At 48.3% G+C, this 16415-nt stretch carries 16 protein-coding genes; 5 read left to right on the plus strand and 11 right to left on the minus strand.

Annotated elements, in window-relative coordinates; all coding sequences use genetic code 11:
• Nucleotides 1–47 precede the first annotated feature (47 nt).
• Nucleotides 48–1322 (minus strand): tRNA (N(6)-L-threonylcarbamoyladenosine(37)-C(2))-methylthiotransferase MtaB, encoded by a 1275-nt coding sequence (mtaB, locus tag D9Y29_RS10210; protein ID WP_127127676.1) that lies wholly within the window; start codon nt 1320–1322, stop codon nt 48–50.
• Nucleotides 1323–1586: 264 nt separating this feature from the next.
• Here mtaB and D9Y29_RS10215 point away from each other — a divergent pair, with 264 nt between their 5' ends.
• From D9Y29_RS10215 to priA, 3 genes are all read left to right on the plus strand, one after another.
• A complete protein-coding gene (locus D9Y29_RS10215) occupies nt 1587–2078 on the plus strand; it encodes a DUF4258 domain-containing protein (RefSeq protein ID WP_127127678.1) in 492 nt (163 codons plus the stop codon).
• A 75-nt stretch (nt 2079–2153) separates the two neighbouring features.
• On the plus strand, nt 2154–2942 hold the full coding sequence (locus D9Y29_RS10220; RefSeq protein ID WP_127127680.1) for a lysophospholipid acyltransferase family protein: 789 nt from the start codon (nt 2154–2156) through the stop codon (nt 2940–2942).
• Between the two features lie 126 nt (nt 2943–3068).
• Nucleotides 3069–5519, plus strand: coding sequence for a replication restart helicase PriA (gene priA / locus D9Y29_RS10225; protein WP_241237892.1), 2451 nt, complete (start codon nt 3069–3071; stop codon nt 5517–5519).
• Between the two features lies 1 nt (nt 5520).
• Here priA and D9Y29_RS10230 read toward each other — a convergent pair whose 3' ends face one another.
• On the minus strand, nt 5521–6177 hold the full coding sequence (locus D9Y29_RS10230) for an NAD(P)H-binding protein (RefSeq protein ID WP_127127684.1): 657 nt from the start codon (nt 6175–6177) through the stop codon (nt 5521–5523).
• A 31-nt stretch (nt 6178–6208) separates the two neighbouring features.
• Here D9Y29_RS10230 and murB point away from each other — a divergent pair, with 31 nt between their 5' ends.
• A complete protein-coding gene (murB, locus tag D9Y29_RS10235) occupies nt 6209–7225 on the plus strand; it encodes a UDP-N-acetylmuramate dehydrogenase (protein WP_127127686.1) in 1017 nt (338 codons plus the stop codon).
• 119 nt (nt 7226–7344) lie between these two features.
• Here murB and D9Y29_RS10240 read toward each other — a convergent pair whose 3' ends face one another.
• The 4 genes from D9Y29_RS10240 to D9Y29_RS10255 form a co-directional block, all read right to left on the minus strand.
• A complete protein-coding gene (locus tag D9Y29_RS10240) occupies nt 7345–9681 on the minus strand; it encodes a response regulator (protein ID WP_127127688.1) in 2337 nt (778 codons plus the stop codon).
• A 27-nt stretch (nt 9682–9708) separates the two neighbouring features.
• Nucleotides 9709–10467, minus strand: coding sequence for a LytR/AlgR family response regulator transcription factor (locus tag D9Y29_RS10245; RefSeq protein ID WP_127127690.1), 759 nt, complete (start codon nt 10465–10467; stop codon nt 9709–9711).
• 11 nt (nt 10468–10478) lie between these two features.
• Nucleotides 10479–12170 (minus strand): histidine kinase, encoded by a 1692-nt coding sequence (locus D9Y29_RS10250; RefSeq protein WP_164735350.1) that lies wholly within the window; start codon nt 12168–12170, stop codon nt 10479–10481.
• Nucleotides 12171–12328: 158 nt separating this feature from the next.
• Entirely contained in the window at nt 12329–12787 is a 459-nt protein-coding gene (locus tag D9Y29_RS10255) for a DUF4268 domain-containing protein (protein ID WP_127127694.1), read from the minus strand.
• 118 nt (nt 12788–12905) lie between these two features.
• Here D9Y29_RS10255 and D9Y29_RS10260 point away from each other — a divergent pair, with 118 nt between their 5' ends.
• The gene (locus D9Y29_RS10260; protein ID WP_127127696.1) at nt 12906–13451 is read left to right on the plus strand and encodes a dihydrofolate reductase family protein; all 546 of its coding nucleotides are present in this window, start codon (nt 12906–12908) and stop codon (nt 13449–13451) included.
• Nucleotides 13452–13618: 167 nt separating this feature from the next.
• On the opposite strand, the gene D9Y29_RS10265 is transcribed toward D9Y29_RS10260, so the two are convergent.
• The 5 genes from D9Y29_RS10265 to D9Y29_RS10285 form a co-directional block, all read right to left on the minus strand.
• Nucleotides 13619–14188 (minus strand): DUF4256 domain-containing protein, encoded by a 570-nt coding sequence (locus D9Y29_RS10265; RefSeq protein WP_127127698.1) that lies wholly within the window; start codon nt 14186–14188, stop codon nt 13619–13621.
• A 48-nt stretch (nt 14189–14236) separates the two neighbouring features.
• Complete coding sequence (locus D9Y29_RS10270) at nt 14237–14713, minus strand: SRPBCC family protein (protein WP_127127700.1); 477 nt, start codon at nt 14711–14713, stop codon at nt 14237–14239.
• A 5-nt stretch (nt 14714–14718) separates the two neighbouring features.
• Nucleotides 14719–15042, minus strand: coding sequence for an ArsR/SmtB family transcription factor (locus D9Y29_RS10275; protein ID WP_127127702.1), 324 nt, complete (start codon nt 15040–15042; stop codon nt 14719–14721).
• Between the two features lie 127 nt (nt 15043–15169).
• Nucleotides 15170–15520, minus strand: a complete 351-nt coding sequence (locus D9Y29_RS10280; protein ID WP_127127704.1) for a DoxX family protein — start codon at nt 15518–15520, stop codon at nt 15170–15172.
• 84 nt (nt 15521–15604) lie between these two features.
• Nucleotides 15605–16360: an SDR family oxidoreductase gene (locus tag D9Y29_RS10285; RefSeq protein WP_127127706.1), complete on the minus strand. Its 756-nt coding sequence runs from the start codon at nt 16358–16360 to the stop codon at nt 15605–15607.
• Nucleotides 16361–16415 lie beyond the last annotated feature (55 nt).

The raw sequence follows: 16415 nt of genomic DNA on the forward strand, positions 1-16415 counted from the left end.
CTGAATGTTATAACAGTAAATCGGAGGAAAAGGTTCTATATGCAGGATTACAATTTCCATTCCACCACCTGGTTGGCCCATTCGGCGCGGTGGGGCGTGGTCACTTTGATGTAGTTGTCTGTATACCCTTCCATCATACCATTCTTGTTGAACATCTCGAATAATACTTTACGGGTTTGCCCGGCATGAAGTTGGGTGAAGTACTGCATTTTCATATAGGAGAGATTGCGCAGGCTCTTGTTGCGTTCGTGCCTTACTTCGATGGGCACTACCGGTGTAATTTCCAGCGCTTTGGTATTGTCTCTCTCGGAATAGGTGAATACGTGGAGGTAAGATATGTCGAGTGAATGGAGGAAGTCGAATGTTTCCCTGAAATCTGCTTCAGTTTCGCCGGGGAAGCCAACGATCACGTCAACTCCGATGGCGCAGTGCGGCATCAGGGTTTTGATCAACTGCACGCGATCTGCATACAGTTCCCTTTTGTAACGGCGGCGCATCAGTCCAAGTATTTTGTTGCTGCCGCTCTGAAGCGGAATATGGAAATGAGGCATGAACTTATTGCTGTTGGCAACATGTTCAATGATCTCATTGGTGAGCAGGTTGGGCTCGATGCTGGAAATGCGGTAGCGTTGAATACCTTCCACCAGGTCCAGCGCTTTCACTAAATCGAAGAAATTCTCTTCGTGTTTTTTGTTGCCATCGGCGCCTTTCCCGAAATCTCCCAGGTTCACACCTGTCAAAACGATCTCTTTCACTCCTTCTGTTGCCAGGCGGGTTGCATGTTTCACAACATTGTCAACATTATCGCTACGGCTCTTGCCGCGGGCCATGGGAATGGTGCAGAAAGAGCAGTTGTAATCACAGCCGTCCTGTACTTTCATGAAAGTGCGGGTGCGGTCGTTCCGGGAATAAGAGGCGTTGAATCCGCTCACTTCTTCTATATCGCAGCTGCAGATCAGGGCGGAATTGCCCTTGGTGAGTTCTTTCAGGTGTTGGCCGATATTGAATTTTTCGGCAGCGCCCAGCACCAGGTCTACCCCCGGAATATCTGCGATCTCTCTGGGTTTCAATTGTGCGTAGCAACCGGTGATCACCACCAGGCTCTGAGGGGCCTTGCGCTGGATGCGGCGCACCAGGTGACGGCATTCCTTATCGGCATTCTCGGTAACAGAACAGGTATTGATCACGTATACGTCCGCCAGGTCTTCAAACGCACGTTTCTCGAAGCCATCCTGTTCCAGCATCCGGGCCAGGGTAGAGGTTTCGGAGAAATTGAGTTTACAACCGAGTGTATGAAACGCTACTGTTCTTTTTGTTTCCATCAGGGCGCAAAGATAGGAAAGTCTGGGTTTTGCCGTTAAATTGCAGAAAACAAGGTGCCGGGGGGCTGACTAAAAAGCTTCCCTCTTAGCATTTCGGGGAGCCCACTCGCTCGCCTCCCGGCGAGTGAGTTTTGTTTAGTCGCCTCTGGCGACGCGGTGTTCGCCGGAGGCGAACAAATAGAAGTCACTCGCCGGGAGGCGAGCGACTGCCAGCTCTCCGCCCTTTTTGGTCAGCCCCCGCGGCACTCTAAAAAAACTGGTTGAATGAAGTCCGGAAAAATTAAATACCTGATAGCTGTAGTTGCGCTCGCTGCGATACTGATAACCACTTTTATCAGGAATAATCATGCAAAACAGGAAAAAGAGAAAACAACACAAGAACAGCGCGATAAACGCACTGAGAACAGGCGCAATAACGATCCTTCCCGCCGGGACCCGTCTAACCCACCCAGTGATGATCCCAACCGCACGGAAGGATTCAACCGCCGCTCGGAAAAGCTGATCTTCACCAGGCATGCCCGCTGCCGCATGGGCTGCCGCCATATCGATGAAGCGGAAGTGCGCGATATTCTCCTGAACGGACGCGTCAATGATCGCAAAAGCGATCCCGCCGCCCGCCCCGATCCCAAATACGCTCTCGAAGGCAAAACAAAAGACGGACAGGAAGTGCGCATCATCTTCGCACCATCAGACCGCGGCATGGTGGTGATCACCGTGATCGATCTCGATACTGAATGGCCCTGCAATTGTAAATAAGTTAAAACCCTGTGATCGGGAAGCGTTTCTTGCAGGTATTCGAACGCATCTATTATATTTACGTTTTCGACCCTGATGAAGTATCTTTTATTACCCGCTAAAGGCCTCTATTTCCTCTATGCCGCGATCTGTTTCGTTGTGCTGATGCTACTCGTTTTCCCCATGGTGATGGTGGCCTCATTTTTCGGAAAGATCAACGGCGGGAATTTCATCTACCGTTGCTGCCAGCTCTGGGCAGACGCCTGGTTCCTCCTCACAGGCATTGTACACCGGAATATCTACCAGTTCCCCCATGATAAAAACCAGCAATATATTTTTGTTGCCAATCATATTTCCTATCTCGATATCCCCGTGATCGTAAAAACGATCCGGCAGCCCGTTCGAATTCTCGGCAAAGCCGAAATGAGTAAAGTGCCGGTATTCGGTTTCATTTACAGGAATGCAGCTGTAACAGTGGACAGGTCCAGCGCCGAAGGCCGGGCCAAAAGTGTTCGTGTACTCAAATCAGTTATCAGAAAAGGGATTTCCATTTTTATATTTCCCGAAGGCACATTCAATGAATCGCATGAGCCACTTCGTGGATTTTATGACGGCGCTTTCCGCATTGCCATCGAAACGCAAACGCCCATCAAACCAGTACTCTTCCTGGATACCTACGCCAGGCAGCACTATAAAAGTGTTTTCTCACTGAATCCCGGAAAGAGCCGGAGTGTTTTTCTCGAGCCTGTTCCGGTAGATGGCCTCACCACCAGGGACGTGCAGGCGCTGAAAGAAAAAGTATACAATGCCATGGCCACTGCGCTGCGGAAATATAATGCAGCATGGATCCACAGCGTGCCACAGTCGCTCGCCTCCGGCGAGTGACCTGTATTTGTTCGCCTCCGGCGAACACCGCGTCGCCGGAGGCGACGGAATAAAAGTCACTCGCCAGAGGCGAGCGACTGCCAACCCCTTGATTAAAAACCGGATGTTCTGACTTACATTTGGATCTTGTTTGCTGAAGTTATCATACCATTGGCCTTACCCAGGAACTATACCTGGAGCGTACCTGAACGGTTCCGGGAACAGGTGCGTCCGGGCGTTCGCGTGGAAGTGGTGCTGGGCAAGAACAAGAAATATGCAGGGGTGATCCGCAACCTGCATAATGAGATGCCACAGGCTTTTGAGCCCAAGGAAGTGCTCAATGTACTGGATGTGGAACCCATCATTTATCCCCAGCAATTACAACTCTGGCATTGGATCGCCCAATATTATATGTGCTCCGAAGGAGAAGTGATGGCCGCTGCACTCCCTTCGCATTTCAAACTCAGCAGTGAAACCACCATCGTATTCAATGAAGAGTATGGTGAAGACTTCATGCAACTGGACCACGACGAATTCCTCGTGGCAGAAGCACTGCTCATCAAAAAAGAACTGAAAGTTCCGGAAGTACAGCAGGTGCTGGATTCATCGCATGTATATCCCGTGATCAAGCGGCTGATCGAGAAAAAAGTCTGCTCCGTTTGGGAGGCATTGAAAGAATCCTATTCGCCCAAGAAGGAAACTTTCGTGATGCTGAACACAGTGTATGATAATGAAGATGCACTGGCGGACCTGCTGAATGAAGATAAAAAACTGCAACGCGCCGAAAAACAAATGGAGCTGCTGCTCAGCTACCTCCACCTGCAGAAAACGCAGGGCGAGGTAACCAAATCGGAACTGCTGAAAAAAAGCGGGGCTTCCGATGCGCAGCTCAAAGGACTTGTTGACAAGAATATCCTCTGGCTGGAAAAACGACAGATAGACCGCCTGCTCTATCTTCCAAGAGATATCAAAATAGATTTCTCGCTCACGCCTGCACAGGAAGAAGCTTATGAAAAAGTGAAACAAAGCTTCGAACAAAAACCGGTGACCCTGCTGCACGGAGTAACTGCCAGCGGGAAAACACAGGTGTATATCAGGCTGATCGAAAATGCCATACGGCAGGGCAAGCAGGTGTTATACCTGCTTCCGGAGATCGCACTCACGAGCCAGATCATACGAAGATTGCAGAAACATTTCGGTGGCTATATCGGGATCTATCACTCGAAATTCAACCAGAACGAGCGGATAGAAATATGGAATAAAGTAAAGACCGGGGAATTGAAAGTGGTGCTGGGCGCCCGCTCATCCATCTTCCTTCCTTTTACTGACCTGGGATTGATTGTGATAGACGAAGAACATGATCCCAGTTTCAAGCAACAGGAACCTGCACCTCGTTACAATGCGCGCGATGCGGCGATATATTATGCATCACTCTTCAAAGCAAAAGTATTGCTGGGCAGCGCCACACCTTCCGTGGAAAGCTATTACAATGCGCAGCAACAGAAATATGGATTTGTGGAACTGGCCGAGCGTTTCGGCGGTGTGAAGATGCCAACCATTGAATTGGTGGACATCAAGAAAACGCCAAAACTGAACAAGGAGAAAGTGATCCTCACGCCCGAACTCAAAGCGGCCATTCAACGGTCGCTCGAGGCAGGCAAGCAGGTGATCCTCTTCCAGAACCGGCGCGGCTACAGCCCTTACCAGGTTTGCCAGACCTGCGGCTGGATCCCGCATTGCAAGTTCTGCGATGTGAGTCTCAATTTCCATAAGAACACCAATAAACTGCATTGCCATTATTGCGGCACAGTGTACCCGCTGGTATACACCTGTCAGGCTTGTGGCAACCATCATTTCCTCCAACAGAATTTCGGTACGGAAAGAATTGAAGAGTATGTGGAGGAGCAACTGCCCGGCGTGAAAGTGGCCAGGATGGACGTTGACAGTGTGCGTGGCAAAACTGCGCATGATAACCTCATCCAGCAATTCGAGCAACAGCGCATACAGGTACTGGTTGGTACGCAGATGGTGGTGAAAGGACTTGATTTCGAAAATGTAAATCTTGTTGGCGTGCTGGATGCCGACAGTCTCCTGAGTTTTGCCGATTTCCGCGTTAACGAACGCGCCTTTCAGCTGATGGAACAGGTGAGCGGAAGGGCAGGCAGGAAAGATGGGGAAGGCCATGTAATGATCCAGGTGGCCCAGATGGCGCATCCTGTTTTACATTATGTGCAACAACATAATTATCCGGCATTCTTCAATACCGAGATCGAAGGAAGAAGGCAATTCTTTTATCCGCCATTCTCCCGTATTATATTACTGACATTCAGGAATAAATCGAAAGAGCTGGTGGACGGAGCTGCCAGGCAACTGGCCGAATACCTGAAACCGCAATACGGACAATATATGATCGGTCCGGCAGAGCCTGTTGTGAACCGAATCCGTAATCAATACCTCATGGAGCTGATGTTCAAACTGCCGAAAGATTCAGCCCTCATCCAGCAGTGTAAACAACAGATACAGGACCAGATAGCTGTATTGCACTACGATAAACGTTTTCGCAGCGTAGTGATCATTCCCGATGTAGACACGCAATAAATTATTTCATCTGATCATATTGGTAAATATGCAGGCCGGTAAGAGGAGAGAGGGCAGCATTCATCATTGACCTGGCCACTTTTTCGCCGCTGACAGGCCTGTACTTACGCAGGGGACCGAGCATGGTCCAGGTGATAAGCGGCATCACCACCTGGGCGATCTTTTCACCGGTCCTTTTTTCATTACGATCGCCCATCAGCAATGAGGGCCGGAAGATATGTGTACTCTCGAAGGGTAAAGAACTGATGTCCTCTTCCACTGATCCTTTGAGTTGCAAATAGAAATTGGCTGAATTCGGATTGGCGCCAACGGCCGATACGAGCAGGTATTTTCTGAAACCGTTCTTCAGGGCCAACTGCGCGGCAGTTACAGGAATATCATAATCTACTTTCCTGTACGCAGACTTATCGTTTTTCACTTTTTTCTGTGTAGTGCCCACGCAGCAGAAAATAGAATCGCCTCTACCCAGGCCATCATTGAAGCTTTCTGCATCATCGAATTTCACCTGTTTCACTTCCAGCCTGGGATGCTGCAAGGATACAGGCTTCCTTACCAGGATACGAACGGCGCTGAACAGATCATTCTGCAACAACTGCTGCACCAATAAGCCACCTACCATGCCTGTGGCGCCTAATACGACCGCTGTTTGTGTTTGCATAATTTCGTTATTTTGCGGGTAACACGGCAATATGCAAATTCAGGAAAATATTTCACTCAGGCAATTTAACACTATGGGCATCGATGCAAGAGCCCGTCAGTTTTCCACATTTGGAACTCTTGAAGCATTACAGGAACTGACAGCCTGGTCTGACGATGATCATCTTGCCAAACTTGTGCTGGGTGGCGGAAGTAATATTTTGTTTACGCGCAACTTCGATGGACTGGTGATGAAGAATGAACTGATGGGTATTCAACTCATAAGTGAAACTGATACGCATTACTATGTGAAAGCAGGCGCCGGCGAAAACTGGCATCAGTTTGTACAGTATTCCATTGGCAGGGGCTGGGCCGGCCTGGAAAACCTTTCGCTCATCCCGGGGAATGTTGGCGCCAGTCCCATGCAGAATATCGGCGCATACGGAGTAGAAATAAAGGATGTGTTCGAAGAGCTGGAAGCTTTCCATCTCAAAGACAAAAAGATCTTGACTTTCACCAATAATGATTGTGCATTCGGCTATCGTGAAAGCGTGTTCAAAGGACGTTACAGGGACCAGTTCGTGATCCTTAATGTGACGTACCGTCTGAACAAAACGCCGCGTTTCAATACCAGTTATGGCGCCATCGAACAGGAGTTGGAAAGGATGGGAGTGAAAGAACTCAGTATCCGCGCCATTGCCGATGCCGTGATCCGGATCAGGAGCTCTAAATTACCTGATCCCGCAAAAATTGGTAATGCCGGCAGTTTCTTCAAGAACCCATCCGTGCCCGCTGCGCATTATGAACAACTGAAACAGGATTTCCCAGGCATTGTTGGTTATACTAACGCAGATGGCTCAGTGAAATTAGCTGCTGGCTGGCTGATAGAGCAGTGCGGCTGGAAAGGTTACAGGAGAGGCGATGCCGGTTGCCACGAGAAACAGGCACTGGTGCTGGTGAATTATGGAAATGCAAGGGGCGCTGAGATATACGAGCTGAGTACAAAAATAATGGATAGTGTACAATCAAGATTTGGCGTAGCTCTGGAACGCGAGGTGAATATTATCTGAGTGTGCCCAGTCGCTCGCCTCTGGCGAGTGACTTTTGTTTAGTCGCCTCCGGCGACGCGGTGTTCGCCGGAGGCGAACAAATACAAGTCACTCGCCAGAGGCGAGCGACTGGCGGCACGCTAATTATCTTTGAACAATTCCAACTCTCTTACAGCTTCTTCGAACAACGGCAGCACTTTGTTGTGGAGCTGCTGAATGTTTTCCACTTTTTCATTGGCGAGGGCCAGCTTTTCCATTTCCAGCAGCGGATTGCCGATAGAAGAGGACAGCCCGAACAAGCCTACTGTATTCCGCAGCGCATGTACCGTTTTATAGATCTGCTTATAGTCTTGTTTTAAAATCGCGTTTTTCAGTTTTTCCCTGTCTTTGGGATATTGTTTCAGGAAGATGCGGATCATTTCCCTGATGAAAGTCTTGTTGTTGCGCGTTTGCTCCAGCAGGAAACTGAGGTCGATCCTTTTGAAATTGGGATGATTGGAATCATGATTGCCTTCTGCCAACGATGCCCAATACGCGATCTTGTCCAGCAGATCGGCTTCCCTGAAAGGTTTGGCGAGGTAGTCGTTCATGCCTGCTTTGAGGCATTTATCACGTTCACCACTAAGCGCATGTGCTGTCATGGCGATGATGGGAGTGCCGATATGGAGCTCGTCGCGGATGAGTTGTGTGGTGCGGTAACCATCGAGTACGGGCATCTGGATATCCATGAGGATAAGATCGAACCCTGATTCCTTCAGCATATCGATGGCCTTTCGTCCATTTTTCGCGATGCGGACCTCGAAACCATTGTGATGCAGGATGGTGGAGGTGAGTTTCTGGTTGATCAGGTTGTCTTCCACGATAAGGACCCTGCGGAAGCTGCCAAAGGAGCGCGGGGCGCCATTCGATGGGGTATGTATTTGATGCAGTTGCTCATGTGCCTTTTTGTAGGGGATCATAAAATGGAATTCTGTTCCCCTGTTCAGTTCACTTTTTACCCGGATATTTCCTCCCTGCAATTCTATCAGTTGCCTGGTGATGGCCAGTCCAAGCCCTGTGCCGCCGTACTGGCGGGTGATATGTGATTCGGCCTGTGTAAAGCGGTCGAAGATGCTGTGTATCTTTTCAGGTTCGATGCCGATGCCGGTATCGCGTACGGAAAAATGCAGCTCGAGTGAGTCGTGATCTTCTTTACTGACGATGCAGTTCACATCCACGCTGCCATTGTCTGTGAACTTGATGGCATTGCCGATCAGGTTCACCAGTATCTGTGTGAGGCGCATGGGATCTCCGGTTACCTGGTAGTTGATGCTGAGATCGGCGCTGCAGCTGAGGCGCAGCTCTTTACCCGCAGCTCTGGGCGAGAACATCACCTGGATGGAGTGCATCAGTTCGGGTATACTGAAGGGAACGGATTCAATGATGAATTTACCGGCGTCTAATTTGGAGAGATCGAGGATATCATTGATGATGCTCAGTAAGCTTTTGCCTGAAGTATGGATAGCTTCGAGATATTCCTGCTGCACGGGATCGAGATCGGTTTTCTGTAAGAGGTCTGCAAAGCCGAGAATGGCGCCCAGCGGGGTTCTCAGTTCATGGCTCATGTTGGCGACGAAATCATCTTTTGCTTTGGCTGATTCTTCTGCCAGGGCTTTCGATCTTTCCATTTCTTCTTCTACTTTTTTCCTTTCAAAGAGTGTGGGGATATTGTACTGTTTTCGCGAAGCATATCTTTTCTTACTGTTTATTTTTTCCAGGTGTTCCTGTATGCGGTGTGGCGGCGCCATCACGAAACTGCATTTGGCATCACCTTTGGCAATACAGCTTACTTCAACGGCAGTAAGTGGCAGTCCGAAACTTTCTTCGCACCATCCGGAAGAATAACCGGAGTTCATTACGCAGACCGGCTCTTTGCTCAATACGCCTGCGCGTATCCAGCTATCGGCTTCAAATGAGTAGGGGTGATCGTACAATAAAAGGAAATCCTCATCCGGACTGGGATTGCTTTCCGGGTGAATGTTCACGAATGCCCAGCCCGACCAGGCGAAATGCACGGGACCTGCGGACAGCCGCGCAATGGGATCGGTGAGGTTCATTTTCTGGTGGAAGTCGCGCGCATCATGGGTGCCTATCACATGCGCATAGTCGAAAAGAAAATTGCGGCCGATGGCGAAGGCTTCGCTGGGGCCTTTGTCTGCATACAGCCCCTGTATCGTTTCCAGGAATCCTTTGGAAAAGGCGGAGGCGCGCACCAGCACATAGCGCTGATCATTGATCTCGATGGTGCCGCAGCCGGGATCCATTTTGAAATCCCTGAAATATTCCCGTACTGTTCCTTCCGCCACATCAAAAACAGGACGTAGCTCATCGGGCACATTCACCGAGTTGGTATGCGGAAACCGGCCACTGCGCAGCATTTCGTTCTCCTGTTGCAGCAGCCTGAATTGTTGTTCCAGAATATGGTTCGTGTTAGACATCTTGAATGGGATAAAGTTGAAGGAGGCTTACACCAGCCGCCGGCTCATCAGTTGCAGGAATTCATCTTTCTTCCTGGGCGAGATGGCAATCATGGCATCGTTGTTCATCACGGCATAACCACCGTCTGCACGTATCATCTTTTTCACTTCTTTCATATTCACCATATAGGAATTGTGTAAACGGAAAAAACCATGTTCGGTCAGCATCATTTCATATTCCTTCAAATGTTTGCACACGATCATATGGTTCCCGCTTTTCAGGAAGAAAGTGGTATACGGACCTTTTGCTTCCAGGTAACTGATCTGCTGAAGGGGAATGTATTCGATGCCTTCAGCAGTGGAGAGACTGATGGAAAAATCATCTCCCGAAGGGATGCGGACATTGCGCATGAGTAATTCCAGACGATCGTCCTGCTGTTTTACTTTCAGTGATTCGATGGCTTTGCTCACAGCGCGTGTTAGCTCTTCGTAATTGATGGGCTTCAGCAGGTAGTCGATGGCGCTGAAGCGGATAGCCTTGATGGCGTAATGATCGTAAGCGGTGGTGAAGATGATCTCGAATTTTGTGTCGCGCACCAGTTCCAGTACATCAAAGCCGGTAGCTGTCTGCAGCTCGATGTCCAGGAAAATGATCTGCGGATCATGGGCCCGGATGGCGGATACGGCTTCGTTCACGGAAGCGGCTGTGGCTACCACTTCGATATGTGGACAAAATTCCTGTAAAAGGTTCAGCAGGAAATCGCGGTTCAGTTGTTCATCTTCCACGATGATTGCCTGGTATTTCATAATTAAGGTTGTTAAGTTTGGTTCAGATCGAATAAAGGTTGAGGTATTTCCAGTGTGGCCACATGCCGGTGCTGCTCACCGGACTGATGATTGTCTGCCGCGCTGGCGGTTATCTTCCGTTGATTGTGCGCATTGAAAAGTTCAATCCTCCGCATCAGCATTTGTTCATCACCGTTAATATGCTCTTTCCTGTTTTCCACTATCTGACTGATGGTGCGGTTGCAGCCATTGTCGGAGATCTTTACCACCAGCGAATTTGCTTCGCCCATGAATTCAACATCAAGTTTTCCCTTATGCCCGTTGTTGAGGTGCAGGATGCCTTTGTACAGTGCACTTTCCACCAGCGAATGTGTGAGGAAAGGCAGGATGCTGGCCTTGCTGGCGGATGGATGCACGGTGATCTCATAATCGAATTTGTCAAAGAAGCGGCAATGCTCCAGCCAGAGGTATTCGCGCAGCAGACTGGCTTCATCCTGTACCTGAATGCTGAGCTCGTCGCCATAGTTGATCACTTTGCGGAGAAAGGCGGCAAATCGACTGATATATTGCAGCGATATTTTCTTATCGCCACCGGCAATAAAATACTGGATCGAATTGAGCGAGTTGAACAGGAAATGCGGGTTGAGCCTTGCCTGCAGGATCTTCATCTTCAGCAGCTGGTTCATCTGTTCTATCTGTTGCTTCTGCTGTTCCAGTTGGGCATTGAGTTTTTGCCTTGTGCGGAAACGGCTGTACAGTACAGCGCTCATCAGTACGCCTGATCCGAACAGTATGATGAGGATATTGCGCAATGCGCCCTGCTGTTGTACTTCAACAACCGTGTCCATCAATCGTTTGGTGACGATCTCCTTTTCCAGCGATACCAGGTCGGATGCAGCAGGACCGTTCATTAGCAGGCTGTCTTCGAACACCAGGTCTTTCACTTCCGTGCCGAGGTATTTGGCGATGATGGCGCTGGCCTTCATGCGGAAAAGAGGCGAGGAAAAATATTCGTCCATTACAGGTTTCCAATCCGAACTGATCGGCATCACGGCTGCAAAGCCTTGCCTGTGGCTGCTCAGCACCTGTTGCCTTTTTACACGAATATCTTTTTGTAATGCAACGATGTAAACTGACAGTGGCACATAACCGAAGCTGTTATTGTGATTGGCAACAGCCTTCATGATCTCGTAATCATCTGTGGCATAGGAGAGGGGCAGTCCGGGGTAGAAATTGTTGCGCAGCATCATCACATCCTCTTCCATGGTGGTTTGCGGTTGTGTGAAAGCGTGCATATCGCGGAGGCGCCCGGTGAACTCTTTCGGGCTTGCATACATGGGTTCCAGGTTATTGGTGACCAGCACATTCACATCCGGCATATAGGGCATGGTGAACTGCACTTCTTTTTTTCTTTCAGGGGTAATGGAATAATAGGACCATCCGAAGAGGCCGCTGCAATCACTTTCCTTCACCCTGCTGAAAATATTGTGGAAGCTTCCGGCCTGCATCCAGCGGATATCGAGCTCTATCTTGTATTTCAGCTGCAGGTATGATTTCAGGCTTTCCATGATCTCGTATTCCACCCCGGAAAGTTGACCGGCTTTGTTCATGTAAATGAAAGGTTCGATGTTGTCCCAGAGTGCGGTAACCGTTCCTTTTTTGTTTGCCAGGGTAGTGGCCCAGCTGTCGCACTGACCAGCCTGCTGCGCCTTTGATAACGGCAAGCAGCAACCTAGTGTGAGCAGGAGACAAAAAACATGAATAATAGAGATCCTCATTCAAGCGGGGCTTTGCACAAAGATGCCAATTGGAGGAATGAATGTGGCGACTGACTTTACGGATGAGGCATTTGAATTAACGGATGAGGAGGCAGCCTGGTGGTTTATTGTTCGAAAGCGGGCTTTGTGATAGACCAGAATTCGTCCAGGGCCATGATGCGCGGTTTGAGGAAAGAAATGATTTCAGGCCAGTCTGATTGTTTGAGTACATTTACATTTTCGAGCAGCTTGCTGATGGAACTGGTGGTTTTGCCGAACCAGTCCGTTTCATTTTCTTTCCAGATCCAGTCGTCTTCCTTTAAAGCGTCCCAAAGCATGGGCTGGAGCCGGATGAATTGCTGGTAATGGGATTGTCTGGTTTCAGGATTCTTATGTGAGAGGGAGATGAGGATGATGGCATGGTCGCGGTCCGCATCCATTTTAAAACTGATGCCATTCACGCCTGTCTTGTAATTGAGCCAGGTAACGGGCAGGCCATCGACGGATTGTATGGGCTTCATGTAACTGCCGAATGCAGCCCAGAAGGATTGTTTGATCTTCGATATTTCTTCTCTCGTGTACATGGGTAGCAGAAAGTTGCAAGATACTGTTTAGATTGTTTCCATTCTTAGCCTGTTCATTTTTCCACAATCCGAACAATAGCGTGTATTGGTTTTGTTATACGTCAAATAAATTTTAATCATGAAAAAAATAGTATTGGACCTGGCGGTTACACTGGACGGTTTTATTGAAGGTCCCAATGGCGAGATCGATTGGTGTATTATGGATGATGATATGGACTTTAATGGATTCCTGTCTGGTATCGATACCATATTCTACGGCAGGGTGAGCTATGATGCCTGGGGTAATTACCAACCCGATGCAAATGCCGGTAAAACAGAACAGGAGTTATGGAAAAATGTACATGAGAAGAAGAAGTTCGTTTTTTCAAAACAGGAGAGAAATGATGACAGGGCCAGTTTTGTTTCTGGTGATATCGTTGCTGCTGTGAACGCCATCAGGAATGAAGGAGGGAAAGATATCTGGTTATACGGCGGAGCGGGCCTGATCAAAACTTTTATCGATCTGGGATTGATAGATGTATACAGGGTTTCCGTACACCCGGTAGCGTTAGGAAGCGGCAAACCTTTATTTGAGAACCTGAAAGAAAGGGTGAGGTTGAAATTGATGGATACGAAAGTGTTCAGGTCAGGAGTAGTGCAGCTGATCTATGAGACGGAAAAGTGAGAAAATGGAAAGTTGGGGCTGTACAGCGTGCTGGCTGTCGCTCGCCTCTGGCGAGTGACTGCTTTTTAGTCGCGTCTGGCGACGCAGTGTTCGCCGGAGGCGAACAAATACAAGTCACTCGCCAGAGGCGAGCGACTGCCAGCACCAAAATAAATAAGTAATAGTCATTACACTCTCAGGCTTCCTCTGAATCCTCTCGCTGCATAATAAGAATCTGCGCCGTTGTGATACACAAATATTGTATCATATCTTCTGTCGCAGAACAAAGCACCGCCGAGTTTCCTGATCTTTGCCGGGGTCTGGATCCAACTGGATGTTTTCAGATCGAATTCTCCCAGTTCCTGCAAATAGCGGTATTCTTCTTCGGATAATATTTCAACACCGATGGCTTTGGCCATTTCTACGGCGCTGTCGTCTGGCTTGTGCTGTTTGCGGGCGGCGAGAGCTTCACCATCGAAACAAACGCTTCTACGGCCTTTCGGTGATTCTGCAGAGCAGTCGAAGAAAATAAATTCGCCGGACTTCTTATCGAATCCCACCAGGTCCGGTTCTCCGCCGGTGATTTCCATCTCATTGAGTGTATGCAGGGCTGCCGGTTTGGATTCCAGTTTGGCGCGAACATCTTCCCATGCAATTCCTTTGTGGCGATTCATATTCTTATCGAAACGGGCTTTCAATGTTTGCAGCAGTTCCTGTTGTTCAGCTGCGGATAATTTCTTTGTGGTGGATTTACTCATATGACTGCTTTTATGGTTATTTGATAACAAGAAAAACTGTGCCGGACCTTAGCGGGCTGCTTTTATCTGTTTCGCCACTTTTTCCATTTCGTTATGCGCCCAGTTGAGACCTTGTCTGAATGGAAGTTTCAGTTGGTTTTCCCGGTGTTCAGGGGTTTTGTACACTACAAACATGGTGAGTTTGCTGTTATCCTCATCCAGCGCTTCAAATGTGAAGAATTCCAGTTGTGCGTCGAAGCCTTCACTCATCATCTGGAAAGTACGGACCAGTTTTTCGTTCGGCACAAATTCATGGAACACGCCATTGCCCCGGAATACCACATTCCCTTGCGGGTCCGAGGTTTCATAAGTAAAGCCGCCATTTTGTTTGCCTTCAAACTTCAATACTTTGGTGCCCATCCATTGCGTAATGATCTCCGGATCGGTATGGGCCTGGAATAAAAGGTCAACGGGTATCTCAAATTCCCTGGTGATGGTGAGGTATTGTTTCCCCTCTTCAGCATGTACCTGTGTCTTTCTTTCCATGATTTCTATTTTTTAGTTTTATATTTTTTCATGATCGATTCCAGTTTGTTGAAACGATCATCCCAAAGATTCCGGAAAGGCTCGATAAAATCTGCAATCTCTTTCATCTTTTTAGGGTTTAAATGATAGAATATCTCCCTGCCGTTCTGTTCCTGTTTTACCAGTTCACACTCGGTGAGGATCTGAATATGTTTGGAAATGGTTTGACGGGAGGAATCGAAATTTTCAGCAATGGCGCCGGGAGTCATGGCGCTCACTGCCAGTAAAGTAATGATGGCCCTGCGGGTTGGGTCGGCAATGGCCTGGAAAACATCTCTTCTTAATTCCATTTGCAGCTATTTGACTGCAAATATATGCAGTCAAATGATTGTGCAAAAAAAATCGGCAATTTTTTTTTGAGAAGTAAAAAACAGGGAGGAAAAGAACAGTTCAGGTAGTCTGTCCGGAGGATGGCAATCAGTTATTTTTCAAAGGATGCTGCAGATAGAGGATCACCAGATTGAGCAGGAGGAAGGGCAGTTCAATGGCTGCTCCTTTCAAATTTTTATCCAGCAGTTGAAAACAGATGATCAGAAGGATCCCTGCGGCCATCAGGAAATTGCCCCAAACGAAAGTTTTTGGGAACAGGATCAGCAAGGCAGCGATGATGGTAATGGCGCCATTTATCATTACGCCATTTCTTTCCAATCCCCATTTGCTGAACATCTGCAACATTTCCGGTTTTCCTGAGAACATGGCATATCCCTGTTTGAACCCCATGAAAACGGCAATAAGGATCAGTATTGCGTTGATGACTTTCAGGACCATAGTTGTAATGTTTTATTATTCTATAAAAAAGAAAATGAAAAGCCTGCCAAAGCTTCTCATTTTCATACTGACTGTGCGAAATGTTTATCTTGTAGTATAACCTCCGTTTGCAAAAATGGTTTGTCCGGTTATCCACCAGCCATCAGTGACCAGGAACTCTACCAGCGGCGCGATATCCTTTATGTCTGTCAAACCACCGAGTGCAGACGCTGATTTGTGATAGGCAACGGCATCTTCACTTTCCTGTCCATAAAAGAACGGCGTGTCCATTGGTCCGGGCGCAACTGCGGTCACTGAAATTCCCCTGCCGCCGAATTCTTTGGAAGCTGCCCTGGTGAAATGTTCTACTGGCGCTTTCATTCCTTCATAAGTAGAGTAGAGTCCTGTATAGGCAGCCAGCAGCGAGGTAACGATGGTGCAGATCTTACCATTGTTGTTCAGTTTCTTTCCTGCTTCCTGGATGAAGAAGTAAGCGGCCTTCGAGTTGATATCGCTCATGCTATCGTATTCTGCTTCGGTTGTATCTGCAATTGGTTTTTTCAAAACCTTGCCGACTGTGTTGATGGCGATATCGATACCACCAAATCTTGAAACGGCTGCATCAAAAAGCGTGATGATATTCCTTGGCCTGGTAAGATCTCCCTGGAAGAGGATGGCTTCTGCTCCTGCTGCCTGTACTTCTGTCAATGTTTTTTCCGCATCGGGCTGTGTGCTGGCGCTGTTGTAGTGGATCACCAGTTTGGCTCCTTTCGCCGCAAAGTTCCTGCTCAGTAATCCGCCAAGGTTTTTGGCTCCTCCTGCAATTAAGACCACTTTTCCATTTACATTGTTGTTTGCCATAGTATCCTTTTTTAAGTTGGATACGAAGGTCAATGATGTAAACAGGTTTATTATG

The organism is Pseudoflavitalea rhizosphaerae, assembly GCF_003991355.1.
GTDB classification, from domain to species: Bacteria; Bacteroidota; Bacteroidia; order Chitinophagales; family Chitinophagaceae; genus Pseudobacter; species Pseudobacter rhizosphaerae.